Source organism: Kitasatospora sp. NEAU-69 (assembly GCF_057158765.1).
Genome location: NZ_JBWXUE010000006.1, coordinates 159,129 through 172,685 on the forward strand (window position 1 = coordinate 159,129; position 13,557 = coordinate 172,685).

Annotated in this window: 10 protein-coding genes; 8 read left to right on the forward strand and 2 right to left on the reverse strand. The window is 73.5% G+C overall.

Annotated elements, in window-relative coordinates:
* Positions 1–61 precede the first annotated feature (61 nt).
* The 4 genes from AC060L_RS09510 to AC060L_RS09525 all read left to right on the forward strand — a co-directional run bounded on the left by AC060L_RS09510 (position 62) and on the right by AC060L_RS09525 (position 6,667).
* On the forward strand, positions 62–2,878 hold the full coding sequence (locus AC060L_RS09510) for a glycosyltransferase family 2 protein (RefSeq protein WP_483798159.1): 2,817 nt from the start codon (positions 62–64) through the stop codon (positions 2,876–2,878).
* Position 2,879: 1 nt separating this feature from the next.
* A complete protein-coding gene (locus tag AC060L_RS09515) occupies positions 2,880–4,484 on the forward strand; it encodes a glycosyltransferase family 39 protein (protein ID WP_483798160.1) in 1,605 nt (534 codons plus the stop codon).
* Between the two features lie 69 nt (positions 4,485–4,553).
* Entirely contained in the window at positions 4,554–5,756 is a 1,203-nt protein-coding gene (locus AC060L_RS09520) for a winged helix DNA-binding domain-containing protein (RefSeq protein ID WP_483798161.1), read from the forward strand.
* A gap of 104 nt (positions 5,757–5,860) precedes the next feature.
* Positions 5,861–6,667, forward strand: a complete 807-nt coding sequence (locus tag AC060L_RS09525) for a 3-hydroxybutyrate dehydrogenase (RefSeq protein WP_483798162.1) — start codon at positions 5,861–5,863, stop codon at positions 6,665–6,667.
* An 83-nt stretch (positions 6,668–6,750) separates the two neighbouring features.
* Here AC060L_RS09525 and lepB read toward each other — a convergent pair whose 3' ends face one another.
* Positions 6,751–7,773: a signal peptidase I gene (lepB, locus tag AC060L_RS09530; protein WP_483798163.1), complete on the reverse strand. Its 1,023-nt coding sequence runs from the start codon at positions 7,771–7,773 to the stop codon at positions 6,751–6,753.
* Between the two features lie 408 nt (positions 7,774–8,181).
* Here lepB and AC060L_RS09535 point away from each other — a divergent pair, with 408 nt between their 5' ends.
* From AC060L_RS09535 to AC060L_RS09550, 4 genes are all read left to right on the forward strand, one after another.
* A complete protein-coding gene (locus AC060L_RS09535) occupies positions 8,182–9,393 on the forward strand; it encodes an MFS transporter (protein ID WP_483798164.1) in 1,212 nt (403 codons plus the stop codon).
* Positions 9,394–9,482: 89 nt separating this feature from the next.
* Positions 9,483–10,007: a PadR family transcriptional regulator gene (locus tag AC060L_RS09540; protein WP_483798165.1), complete on the forward strand. Its 525-nt coding sequence runs from the start codon at positions 9,483–9,485 to the stop codon at positions 10,005–10,007.
* Positions 10,004–10,765, forward strand: coding sequence for an ABC transporter ATP-binding protein (locus tag AC060L_RS09545; RefSeq protein ID WP_483798166.1), 762 nt, complete (start codon positions 10,004–10,006; stop codon positions 10,763–10,765). The genes AC060L_RS09540 and AC060L_RS09545 overlap by 4 nt, the downstream gene beginning before the upstream one ends.
* Entirely contained in the window at positions 10,762–13,029 is a 2,268-nt protein-coding gene (locus AC060L_RS09550) for an ABC transporter permease (RefSeq protein WP_483798167.1), read from the forward strand. The genes AC060L_RS09545 and AC060L_RS09550 overlap by 4 nt, the downstream gene beginning before the upstream one ends.
* A gap of 94 nt (positions 13,030–13,123) precedes the next feature.
* On the opposite strand, the gene AC060L_RS09555 is transcribed toward AC060L_RS09550, so the two are convergent.
* Positions 13,124–13,336, reverse strand: coding sequence for a GlsB/YeaQ/YmgE family stress response membrane protein (locus AC060L_RS09555; protein ID WP_483798260.1), 213 nt, complete (start codon positions 13,334–13,336; stop codon positions 13,124–13,126).
* Positions 13,337–13,557 lie beyond the last annotated feature (221 nt).

A 13,557-nucleotide genomic window follows, 5' to 3' on the forward strand; every position in this document is an offset into this window, starting at 1 on the left:
CGCGCGAACGACACTGCAACGACGGGATTCCGAACGAGAACCTGAACTGGGGGTCGGCTCGGTGACCGCCCTGCTCGGACCGCCGCGGACTCCCGGCACTCCACCGAACCGCCGCGGTTCCTACGAAACCGCCCAGACCTCGGCCGGCCACACCGAGCCCGGCCGCTTCGCACTCTGGGCCGGGCGCGCCGCCGTCGCGATCTGCGCGGCCGGCATCGCCTGGTACCAGCCCGGACCACTGCTGCCGCTGGCCACCCTGCTGCTCGGCGTCGGCATCGCCTGGGTCGGCGGCTGGCACGGCCAGGCGCTGCGCACGATCGCGCTGGCACTGGCCGTCTACGTCAGTGCCGTCGACTACCTGGCCTGGCGCCTGTCGGTGCTCTCCTGGTCGGGCTGGTACCTCGGCCTGCCACTCTTCCTCGCCGAACTGCACGCCGCCGTCCACACGGTGGGCCTGCACGTCACCGTCTGGCCGCGCCGGGCCGAGCCCGCCCGGCAGGACCTCGACCCGTCCCGGCAGCCGGTCTACGTCTTCGTGCCGACCGTGGACGAGGGCGCCGAGATCGTCGGCGAGACGCTGGACGGCATCCGGGCCGCCCGCGACGCCTACCTGGCCGAGTTCCCGCACGCCCGGATCACCATCGTCGTCTGCAACGACGGTGGGGTGGCCGGCGCCGCGTGCAGCGACGAGATCATCGCGCTCTGCGAGAAGCTCGACGTGCTCTGCATCACCCGCGAGGTCGGCGGTGGCGCCAAGGCCGGCAACATCGAGAACGCCCGCCAGCTGCTCGGCGCGACCGGGGACGCCCTGCTGGTCGTCTTCGACGCCGACCAGATCCCGCGCGAGGAGTTCCTGCTGGCCACCCTCGCGCCGCTGGCGGACTCGCGGGTCGGCTGGGTGCAGTCCGGCCAGTTCTACGGCAACCGGGAGAACCCGGTCGCCCGCTGGGCCGACGACCAGCAGTCGCTCTTCTACCGGCTGCTCTGCCCCGGCAAGGCCAACTACAACTCCGCCTTCATCTGCGGCACCAACGTGGTACTGCGGGCCAGCGCGCTGGACGAGATCGGCGGCCTGCCGACCGACTCGGTCACCGAGGACTTCGCCGCCTCGATCCGGCTCGCCCCGCGCTGGCGCAGCGTCTACCTGCCCGAGGTGCTCGCGGTCGGGCTCGGCCCGGTCGACCTGCCCTCCTACCTCAAGCAGCAGGAGCGCTGGGCCCGCGGCACGCTCTCGGTGATCGGCAGCCACTGGCGCGACGTGCTGCTGCCGCGGCGCGGCGGGCTGAGCGCCCAGCAGCGGTTCCAGTACGGCCTGGCGATGACCCACTACCTGGCCGGCGTCCGGGACCTGGTCTTCCTGATCGCCCCGGTGGTCTACCTGGTGACCGGCGCGACCGGCGTGAAGGGTGCGACGCTCGGGCAGTTCCTCCAGCACTTCGTGCCGTACTACCTGCTGGCCACGGTGGCCTTCGCGCACGCCGCCTGGCGGACCACCAGCTGGCGCAGCATCGTGGTCGGCTTCGGCTCCTTCCCGGCGCTGCTCAAGGCCACCTGGATGACGGTCACGGGCAACCGCGGCCGGTTCACCATCACACCCAAGCAGCGCACCACCAACTCGCCCTGGCGCACCGCCCGCTGGCACCTGGTCTCGCTGGTGGCCTGCTTCGTCTCGCTGGTCCTCGCGGTCACCCTGCACCGCGAACCCGCCTACTACCTGGCCGCCTTCTGGCTGGCCTACCTGTGCGTGCTGATCTGCGTACACCTCTCGCTGGTCCGCCAGGACGTCAAGGCGGCCGCCGCCGCGGCGCCGGAGGCGGGCGCGGTGCGCGTGGTGCGCGGCGAGGAGCCGGACCGGCGCCTGCGCCCGGTCCGCGAGCGCAGGCAACAGCGCAGCGGCGTGCGGCGGTTCGCGCCGGCCGCGGCGCTGGCCTGCGCACTCGGGGCCGGCGCGGTGACCTTCACCGTCTCGGCGGCCGGCGGGGCCGTCACCCCGGTCGGCGGTCCGCCGCCGGCCGTCCGGTCCGGCCGGCCGCTGGGCGGCGTGAGTTCGATGACGGACAGTCAGACCTTCGCCGCACAGCAGTTGCTGGGCACCGGCTTCGGGCTGCGCGGGCGCACCGACGAGATCGAGGCGCAGTTCGACACCGGCTGGGCCGAGCGGGTGGCTGCGGGCGGTGGCGTCCCGTGGCTGACCCTGTCGCTCGCGCACCACGGCGCGGCCGGGCTGGACTCCTCACTGACCGCCGTGACGAACGGCGTGGACGACGGCCCGCTGCGCCGCTGGGCGCAGCAGATCGCCGCGTACGGCAAGCCGCTCTACCTGACCGTGCTGCCCGAGGCGGACCGCAACTACGCGGCCAGCTCGGCGGTCGCGAACGGCGGCATCCCGCAGGACGTGGCGCCGGCCTGGGCCCGGATCCGGCAGATCCTGCGCCAGGCCGGGGCAACCAACGCCGCGCTGGTCTGGGGCCCGGCCGACCCCGCGCGCGACCAGGCCTACACGCCGCCGGCCGGCGGCGTGGACGCGGTGGCCGTGACGCTCTTCGAGTACCCGCACACCACCTGGACCGATCCGGCCGCCGCGCTGGCCGGCGCGGCGGCCGCGCACCCGGGCAAGCCGCTGCTGGTCGCGGTCGCCACGGCCGGCGACCCGGCCGAGCGGGCCGCCTGGATCGACCGGCTGGGCAAGGCGGTGGCGGCGCGCACCGACGTGGCCGGCGTCGTCTACCAGGAGACCGGCCCGGAGGCCGACCCGCCGACCAGCGCGGCCCGCCCGTGGTCGCTCTCCGACGACCCGCAGACCGCCGCCGCGGTCAGCCGGCTGCTGCGCGGGCTCGCCGGCAACGCCGGTGCCGGCTCGAACGGAGAGGTGAACTGAGATGACCGACGTCCTCTCCCCCGCCGGCGGCCTCACCGCCGAGTCGGCCGACCCCGGGATCTACCGGGACGAGCGCTGGGGCGCGCAGCTGAAGGCCCGGGCGTACGAGTACTGGCCGGCCGTCCGGGCCCGCGGCCCGCTGATCTGCCTGCTGGTACTGCAGGGCGCGCTCAGCTGGCGGCTGAACAACAGCGCGTTCCAGGACGAGTCGCTGTACCTGTACGCCGGGCACCGGGAGACCGACTTCCTGCTGCACGGAACGCCGACCTTCGACAACTACTCGGCCTACTTCTCCGGTGCGCCGTTCCTCTACCCGGTGCTGGGCGCCGCGGCCGACAGGCTCGGCGGCCTGGACGGCGCCCGGGCGCTGAGCCTCTTCTTCATGCTCTGCACCACGCTGATGCTGCACGGGCTGACGAAGCGGCTGTTCGGCCGCCCGACGGCGCTGCTGGCGGCGGCCGTCTTCGCGGTGACCGGCCCGACGCTCTTCCTGGGCCGGCTCGCCACGTACGACGCGATGGCGCTCTGCCTGCTCGCGCTCGCCTCCTGGACCGCGGTGCGCACGGCCAGCCTGCCGAAGTGGACCGCGGCGCTGGTCGGCCCGCCGCTGGTGCTGGCCGCGCTGACCAAGTACGCGGCGGCGCTGTACGTACCGACCGTGGTGGTCCTGGTGGTGCTGGCCGCGCTGCCCGAACGCGGCCGCTGGCGGGCGCTGTTGCGCGGTCTGCTCGCCGTGGTCACCGCGATCGCCTGCGGGTACGGGCTGCTGCGCGCGGCCGGGCACGCCTTCATCGTCGGCGTGCAGGCCACCACGACCGCGCGGGCCGAGGGCACCGACCCGACCGGGGTGCTGGTGCGCTTCTCGGCCGAGTACGGCGGCGCGGTCTTCCTGCTCGCGATCGCCGGCGCGGTGCTGCTGGTGCGGGCGCACCACGGCTGGACCGGCAAGCGCGGCGGCGGGCGGCGCGGGCGGCTGCTGCTCGGCCTGCTGCTCACCGGCACCGCGCTGCTCGCACCGGCGTACCAGATCCACCTGCACACGCTCACCTCGCTGCACAAGCACGTCGGCTACGGCCTGTTCTTCGCGGCGCCGATGGCCGGGTACGCGCTCTCCCGGCTGCTCGGCGCCCGGCTGAACGACCCGCGCCGGCTGGTGCTGGCGCTCGGCATCTGCCTGGTGATCGCGGGCCTGGGCATCCAGCAGTCCGCGGACCTGTTCCGGCAGTGGCCGGACAGCACGCCGCTGGTCCAGGTGCTGCGCACCCAGGTCCGCCCGACCACCGGGCGCTACCTGGCGGAGGAGTCCGAGGTCCCGCGCTACTACCTGCGCGACCTGGTGCAGCCGTACCAGTGGTCGGGGACGTACTACTTCGAGTACACGAACAAGAAGGGCCAGCACTTCACCGGCGTCCCGGCGTACCAGGCGGCGATCGCGGACCGGTACTTCGACCTGGTGGTGCTGCGGTACGGCCCGACCGCCGGGCTGGACCGGCAGATCGACGGGGACCTGACGGCGGGCAAGGGGTACAAGCTGATCGCCAAGGTCAAGGCGGACAGCAGCTACGGCGCGGGGACCTGGTTCGTCTGGCGGGCCGAGGCGGGCTGAGCGGGCCGAGGTGGTGTCAGCGGGGGTGTAGGTCGGATTCCGGCCTACACCCCCGCTACGCTCCCGGCCATGACAGCGCGCTCCCCAGCCATTCCCTTCATCAGTGACGAGCAGCGCCGCGCCCGGCTCGGGCAGCGGCACCTGCTGGTGCCCGCCGCCCGGGCCGAGCGGGTGGAGCAGGTCGCGGACGCCTTGGTCGGCCTGCACGCGACCGACGCCGCGACGGTCTACCTCAGCGCCTGCGCCCGGCTCGCCCGGCCCTCGGCCGCGGAGGTCGAGCGGGCGCTGTACCAGGACGTCACGCTGGTGAAGCTGCTCTCGATGCGGCGCACGATCTTCGCGGTCACCGACTCGACCGCGCCGTACGTCAGTTCGTCGAGCGCGCGGGCGATCGCGGTCAAGGAGCGGCGCGCCCTGCTGAAGCACCTGACCGAGAACGCCGAGCAGCCCGGCAGCTGGGACGAGGCCCGGCTCGCCGCGACCGAGCGCGAGGTGCTGGCCGCGCTGGCCGCCCGCGGCGAGGCGACCACCGCGCAACTCGCGCAGGACGTACCGGCCTTGCGGGAAACCATGCTGATGTCGCCGGACAAGCCGTACGCGGCCCGGCAGAGCGTGGGCAGCCGGCTGCTGCGGCTGCTCGCCTCGGACGGCCACGTCCGCCGCTGCCGCCCGCTCGGCTCCTGGCTGAGCAGCAGCTACCCGTGGGCGCCGGTGGCGCAGTGGCCCGAGGTGCCGGTGCGCGAGGCGAAGGCGGAGCTGGTGCGGCGCTGGCTGGCGCGGTTCGGGCCGGCCACGGTCGAGGACGTCAAGTGGTGGACCGGGTGGACGCTCGGGGACGTCCGCAAGGCGCTCGCCGACGTCGCGGCGGTCGAGGTCCGGCTGACGGCCGGGCCGGGGGTCGCGCTGCCCGAGGACCTCGACCCGGTGCCCGAACCCGAGCCGTGGGCCGCGCTGCTGCCCGCACTGGACCCGAGCACCATGGGCTGGCGCGGGCGGGACTGGTACCTGCGCCCGGAGGACGTCCCCGCGCTCTTCGACCGGGCCGGCAACGCCGGGCCGACGCTCTGGTGGAACGGCCGGGTGGTCGGCGGCTGGGCGCAGCGGGCGGACGGCGAGGTGGTGTGGCGGCTGTTCGACGGGCTGGGCAGTCGCGAGCGCGCCGCGGTGGAGGCGGCGGTGGCGGTGCAGGCGCAGCGGCTGGCCGGGTGGCTCGGCGAGGTCCGGGTGACGCCGCGGTTCCGGACGCCGCTGGAGCGGGAGCTGACCGCCTGAACTGGTGGTGGCCTGACTGGTGGTGCCCGGGCACACGGGGGCCGGCCGCGCTGTGGGCCCGGGTGCCATAGGGCCCGGCGCGTCCGGTGCCTACCGTGGCGGGCATGGAGCGGACAGCTGAGCCTTCTGACGAGCCTTCCCATGAGCCTTCCGAGACGACCCCCGACGGATTCCTGGCCGGCCGCACCGCGCTGGTGACCGGCGCGGCGAGCGGCATCGGACGGGCCTGCGCGCTCGCCTTCGCGGCGGCCGGAGCCCGGGTGCACGTGGTCGACCTGGCGGCCGGGCCGGCCGCCGCCGTCGCCGAGCTGACCGGCGGCACCGCGCACGTGGTGGACCTGTCCGACCCGGCGGCGGTCGATGCGCTGCCGGCCGACGCCGACATCGTGGTCAACAACGCCGGCCTGCAACACGTCGCCCCCGTGCACGAGTTCCCGCCGGACCGGTTCGCGCTGATCCAGCGGGTGATGGTCGAGGCGCCGTTCCGGATCCTGCGCCGCACGCTGCCGCACATGTACCGGCGGGGCTGGGGCCGGGTGGTCAACATCTCCTCGGTGCACGGCCTGCGGGCCAGCCCGTACAAGGTCGCCTATGTGACCGCGAAGCACGGGCTGGAGGGGATGAGCAAGGTGGTCGCGCTGGAGGGTGCGGCGCACGGCGTGACCAGCAACTGCATCAACCCGGCCTACGTCCGCACGCCGCTGGTGGAGCGGCAGATCGCCGACCAGGCGCTCGCGCACGGGATCCCCGCCGAGCAGGTGGTCGAGCGGGTGATGCTGGAGCGCACCGCGATCAAGCGGCTGATCGAGCCGGACGAGGTGGCGCGCGCCGCGCTCTGGCTCTGCGCGCCGGACAGCGGTTACGTCACCGGCACGTCCATCGCCATGGACGGCGGCTGGACGGCGCACTGACCCGCTGACGCACCGACGCACCGACGCGAGAGGGGTGGCCACCAGGGCAAGTGCTCCGGTGACCACCCCTCTCCCGACGGGCCCTACTTCCGGCGCAGCCGGTGGCGCCGGTACAGCAGCGTGAGCGGGACGGCGCCGAGCAGGCCTGCCGCGGCCGGGCTGTTCAGCGGCACCGGCAGCGAGCTCGGCTGCACGGCGGCGGCCGGCTGCGCAGCGGCGGGCGCCGGCGTCGGTGCCCCGGCGGCCTGGGTGCCGATGCCCGGCTGCGAGAAGGTGTCCGGCAGCGGGAGCGTCTTCCAGTGCGTGACCGGCCAGGCGACGGCGACGGCGCGCCCGATCACGTCCTTGTCCGGCACCGAACCGCCGCCCGGCTCGTACATGTGGTAGCGGGAGTCGCTGGAGTCGTTGCGGTGGTCGCCCATCACCCAGATCGAGTCGGCCGGCACCTTGAACGGCCCGAAGTTGTGGTCGCCGCACGGCGTCGCACCCGGGTAGATGTACGGCTCGACCAGCGCCTTGCCGTTCACGTACACCGGCCCGGTGCCCTGGCAGCTGATGGTGTCCCCGCCGACCGCGATCACCCGCTTGATCAGGTCCTTCTCGTTGGCCGCCGGCAGCAGGCCGATCCAGCTCATCGCGTCCTGGAAGCCGCGCACCACGGCGTTGCTGCTCGGCTGCGGCGCCGGCTCGTCGGAGAGCCAGTCGTTCGGGTCGTGGAAGACCACCACCTCGCCGCGTGAGGGCTTGGCGCCGAAGCTCGGGGTCAGCTTGTCGACGAGCACCCGGTCGCCGATCTGGAGCGTGTTCTCCATCGAGCCGGACGGGATCGAGAAGGCCTGCACCAGGAAGGTCTTGATCACCAGCGACAGCACCAGGGCGATCACCAGCAGGATCGGCAGCTCCTGCCAGAACGGGCGCCGCTTCGCCGGACCGGACGGCCGCTTGGACCCGTTCCGCCGGCCCCAGCTGCGCCACCCGCCGGCCGTCTCCCCCGCGGTCTGCCCCGCGGTCTGCCCCGCCGGCGGTCCCGGCTCGTCCGGCGCGGAGACCGCGGTCCGGTTCCCCGAGTCCTCGGGCTCACCGGCACCAGCCATCACGTCCCGCACGTCGTCTCCCTGCTGTGATCTGTATGGGCGCGGCCGCCCACCTGTTCGGTTCTCATCATCGCGTGGTCAGGCTGTGGTCGGTGTAAGCAGGGTGAACCGGGCCGGGACTGCGTGGCATCTGCCCGGTAATGCCCTGAATTCACCGAATTTCCGCATCCCTTACCCGCGGTGTTTCTCATATCTCCCAACGCGGCCTCCTGCCGGGTCGTTCCCGTGCCGCCTGTGACTTTCCCCCTTCTCTTTATGACTTCCGGTCAGAGCTGCGATGACTCCATACTCCGAGGTCGCACCATTCGATGAGAGAAAGATGAGAGAAAGGCGAATGACATAAACGCGAATACCTCCGCTCGGCCCGCCCGACCCGACCAGCCCGAGCAGCCCGACCGGCCCGGCCGGCAGTCATGGCCGGTGGCCCGCGGCCTGCTGCTCGAACGCGGCCCGCGGCGCACTCTCGCCACGGCGACGTTCGTCAACCAGATCGGCAGCGGCGTCTTCATGATCAGCGCCGCGCTCTTCTTCACCAGGTCGGTCGGGCTGTCGGTGACGCGGGTCGGGCTGGGGCTCGGGATCGGCGCGCTGGTCGGGCTGCTCTCCGGCATGCCGATCGGACGGCTGGCCGACCGGCGCGGCCCGCGCGAGGTCTACCTGCTGACGCTGGCCGTCCAGGCCGTCGCGATGGCGGCGCTGGTCCTGGTGCACACGTTCTGGCTCTTCGTGGCCGTGGTCTCGCTGACCGAGCTCGCCGGGTCGGCGAGCTCGGCGGCCCGCGCCCCGCTGAACCGCGGCCTGGCCGGCGAGCGCCCGGCCCGGTTCCGGGCCTACCTGCGGGCGACCGTCAACCTCGCCTCGGGCATCGGCGCGCTGCTGGCCGCGCTCGTCGTCCAGGCGGACACCCACGCCGCGTACGTCTGCCTGGTGCTGGGCAACGCGCTCAGCTTCCTGGCGAGCGCGGCCGTGGTCAGCCGGCTGCCGTCCGTCCCGCCGGTGCCGGCGCCGCCGGGGAGCAGCCGCTGGCCGGCCCTGCGCGACCGCCCGTACCTCGCGTTCACCGTGCTGAACGCGATCACCTCGCTCCAGGGCGATGTGATGCTCTTCGCCCTGCCACTCTGGATCGTCGGGCACACGCACGTGCCGCGCTGGTTCGTCGGGATGACTGCGCTACTCAACTGCTGCATGGTGGTGGCACTCCAGGTCCGCGCCGGGCGCGGCATCGACGGCGCCACCACCGCCGCCCGCGCCTGGCGCCGCGCGGGCGTCGCGTTCCTGGCCGGCATGGCCCTGTTCGGCCTGGCCGCCGGCCTCACCGGCCGGCTCGCCGTGCTGGTGATCCTGCTCGGCGCGGCCGTCTTCACGATCGGCGAGATCCTCCAGGCATCCGGCTCGTTCGAGCTCTCCTACCACCTGGCCCCCGCCCACGCCCAGGGCCAGTACGCCGGCCTGACCAGACTCGGCAGCGGCCTGGCCGACGCAGCGGGCCCATCGGTCCTCGGCCTCCTCTGCATCACCTGGGGCGCACCGGGCTGGCTGCTGATGGGCGGAGTCTTCCTCACCGCCGGCCTGCTGATCCCCCCGGTCGTCCGCTGGTCCGACCGGACCCAGGCCACCGCACCCGCCGCCTGACCTGGCGTCAACTTCCGGGCCGGTCCCATGCCGACGCAGTAGATACTGAGTGTTGACTGGCAGTAGATACCGAGTGTAGATACTTAGGTATGACAGTCCCTCTCGCCCTTCTCGGGTTACTCGAGCGAGCTCCGAGCCATGGCTACGACCTCAAGCGCGACTACGACGCCTTCTTCGGGCGGGGCAAGCCACTGCCGCCCGGGCAGGTCTACTCGACCCTGAGCCGGCTGGCCCGGGACGGGAAGGTGGTGATCGGTGAGGTCGAGCCGGGCGACGGGCCGGACCGCAAGCGGTACGTCATCACCGATCTCGGCGCCACCGAGCTGCAGTCCTGGCTGGCCGAACCGGCCGAGGCCGAACCGCACCTGCAGACCGTGCTGTTCACCAAGGTGGTGCTGGCCCTGATGCTGGGGCGCGACGCCGCGGGCTACCTGGACGCCCAGCGCGCCGCGCACCTGCAGCGGATGCGCGAGCTGACCGAGATCCGGCGCAGCGGCTCGCTGGTCGACCGGCTGCTCGCGGACCACGGCCTGTTCCACCTGGAGGCCGACCTGCGCTGGATCGACCAGACCGCGGCCCGGCTGGGCCCGCTCGCCGAGGAGGTCGGCCAGTGAGCGCGAACGGTGAACAGGGCGTGGGCGGACAGGAGTTCATCGTCGAAGCGAGCGACGTCACGCTCTCCTTCGGCCAGACGCCGGCGCTGCGCGGCGCCAACCTGGCGGTGGCCGCCGGCGAGATCCTCGCCATCATGGGCCCCAGCGGCTCGGGCAAGTCGACGCTGCTGCACTGCCTGGCCGGGATCCTCACGCCGGACGGCGGGGAGATCCGCTTCGACGGCCGCCGGATCGACCGGCTCGGCGAGAACGAGCGCAGCGCGCTGCGCCGTAACCGGTTCGGCTTCGTCTTCCAGTTCGGCCAGCTGATACCGGAGTTGACCGCCGAGGAGAACGTCGCGATGCCGCTGCTGCTCGGCGGTGCCCGCCGGGCGAGCGCGCTTGCGCAGGCCCGGGAGTGGTTCGGGCGGCTCGGCCTGGACGGGCTGGGCGGCCGCCGGTCCGGCGAGCTGTCCGGCGGCCAGGCCCAACGGGTCGCGCTGGCCAGGGCGTTGGTCTCCCGGCCGGACGTGCTGTTCGCCGACGAGCCGACCGGCTCGCTCGACTCGCTCACCGGTGAGCAGGTGATGGACCTGCTGGTCGCCGCCGCCCGCGAGGAGGGCACCACGGTGGTCATCGTGACGCACGAGCCACGGGTGGCCGCCTGCGCGGACCGCGAAGTCGTGGTCCGCGACGGCAAGGTGACCTCGCTCTCGGCCGTTCCCGCGACCGGACCGGCTGCGGGACCGGCCGGGCGGACCGAGCGGGTGGCCCGGTGATCCGGCTCGGACTGCGGCTGGCGGTCAGCGGCGGCCGGGAGGCGATCACCCGGCTGGTCCTGATCGCCGGCGCGGTGGCGGTCGGCGTCGCGATGCTGCTCAGCGTGCTGGCCGCGATCAACGCGACGAAGACCCAGAACGACCGCAACGCCTGGCTCAACACCGGGCTCGGCGCCCCCGCCGCGGCTGCCGCGCCGAACGCCGACCCGGTCTGGTGGACGATCCAGCGCGACGTGTTCAACGACCAGCCGATCGGCCGGGTCGACGTCGCCGTGACCGGGCCGAACTCGCCCGTCCCGCCGGGCATCCCGCACCTGCCGGGCCCCGGCGAGTTCTACGCCTCACCGGCGCTCGGCAAGCTGCTGGCCGGCACCCCGGCCGCCGAACTCGGCGACCGTTACCCCGGCCGGCAGATCGGCACGATCGGCCCCGCGGCGCTGCCCGGACCGAACTCGCTGATCATCGTCATCGGCCACACCCCCGACCAGCTCGCGGGCAACCCCCACGTGCACCGGATCACCGCGATCTCGGCGCTGTCGCCGGGCGACTGCGGAGCCTGCCTGGTCGGCGAGAACCCCGACGGCATGAAGCTGATCCTCTCCGTGACCGCGGTCGCGCTGATCTTCCCGGTGCTGATCCTGATCGGGACCGCGACCCGGCTCTCGGCCGCCCGCCGGGAGCAGCGCTTCGCCGCGATGCGCCTGGTCGGTGCGACGCCGCAGCAGATCTCGGCGCTCTCGGCCGTCGAGTCCTCGGTCGCCGCGGTGGTCGGCAGCGCGCTGGGCTTCGTGCTCTTCTTCCTGGCCCGGCCACTGGTGCTGATGGTCAACTTCACCAAGACGCCGTTCTTCCTCGGCGATCTCTCGCTCGGCCTGCGCGATGTGCTGATCGCGGCGCTCGGCGTGCCGGTGGCTGCGGCGGTCGCGGCCCGGATCGCGCTGCGCCGGGTGCAGATCTCCCCGCTCGGCGTCACCCGGCGGGTCACGCCGAGCCCGCCGCGCGTCTACCGGGTGATCCCGCTGGCGCTGGGCGTCGCCGAACTCGGGTTCTTCGTGGGCCGCCGGCCCCCGACCAGCAACGGGCAGATCGCGGCGTACGTGCCGGGCATCCTGCTGATCATGAGCGGGCTGGTGATCGCCGGGCCGTGGCTGACCATGGTCGGCGCCCGGCTGCTGGCGCGGCGCACCGGCCGGCCCGCCCTGCTGGTCGCCGGGCGGCGGCTCGCGGACGATCCCAAGGCCGGCTTCCGCGCGGTCAGCGGGCTGATCCTGGCGCTCTGCGTGACCAGCGGCGCGGTCGGGGTGATCGACGCCCAGGTCGCCGAACGAGCTCTGCCGGCGGGCAGCGACACGGTGCGCAGCACCGTGACCACCAGCTACCTCAACGGCCTCACGCCCGACGGCCGCCCGAAGGCCCCCGCCGCCCCGCTGCCCGATCCGGTACTGGCGAAGCTCCAGGGGATACCGGGCGTGACCGGCGTGACGGTGGTCCACACCAATCCGCTCGGCACCCCGACCCCGCTCGGAGACCAGACCGACAGCAACGCGCTCAAGGCCGGCCTGGCCTCGTGCGCACAGCTGGCCACCATGCCGGTCTTCAGCACCTGCCCGGCCGGCGCCGAGGCGGCCTCGGTCTCACCGTTCTTCGACGCCTTCGGGCTCAAGGAACTGGGCACCTGGCCCACCGTCTGGCCGGCCGCGGCGATCTCCGCGCAACAGCTGGTGAGCCTGCCGGTCGAGAGCGTGGTGGTGGGGACGAACGGGTCGACGTCGGCGATCGAGCAGGCCCGGACGCTGCTCGCGACCACCTATCCCACCGAACAGGTCCCCCTCACCATCGGCGAGGACCGCAGCTCGCGGCAGGCAGTGCTGACGGGATACCAGCAACTGGCCGACATCGTGATCCTGGTCAGCCTGCCGATCGCCGGGTGCAGCCTGGCGGTGAGCGTGGCCGGCGGCCTGAGCGACCGCAAGCGCCCGTTCAGCCTGCTGCGGCTGACCGGCGTGCGGCTCGCCGTGCTGCGGCGGGTGGTGCTGCTGGAGAGCGCCGTCCCGCTGCTGGTCGTCGCGGCCGTCGCGATCGGCTTCGGGTTCCTGGCCGCGCAGCTCTTCCTGCAGGCGCAGTTCGGCTACTCGCTGCGGGCACCGGGCGTGACGTACTACGCGATGGTGGTCGCCGGCCTGGCGGCCTCGCTCGCGGTGATCGCCGGGACGCTGCCGCTGCTGAAGCGGATCACCGGGCCGGAGACGGCCCGCAACGAGTAGCCGGGCCCGGGGCCGGGGGGCCTTGGCGCGGCATGACGGCGGCGGCGGTCCGGGTTGCCCCGACCGCCGCCGTCGTCGCCGCGTGCCCGGGGCCCTACCTGCTGACCTTGCGTCTGCCCCACATCGGGCTGATCGTGCCGACCAGCACGACCGCGAAGAGGATCTGCAGGATGTGCCGGATCCAGTCGATCCCCGAGGTGTGCCGGACCCCGATCCACCCCGACACGGCGTTGCCCAGCAGCGCCCCGAGGGCCCCGAGCAGCACGGTCAGCCAGAGCGGGATCGCCTGCGGCCCGCGCAGCAGCATCCTGGCCAGCAGGCCGAGCACGAGGCCGATGATGAGGATCCAGATGATCTGGAACACGATGCCTCCAAGATGCGGACGGGCACTGTCCCGAGCGTAGGACGAACGCCCCGGCCCGGCATCCGGGGCAGGTGACGAGCAGTGGCACCGACCGCCTGTGGACGGGTGCGGGGGGAAGGGAGAAAACAGCCGCCCGGGGTACCACCCGTTTTTTTCCGTGCCGA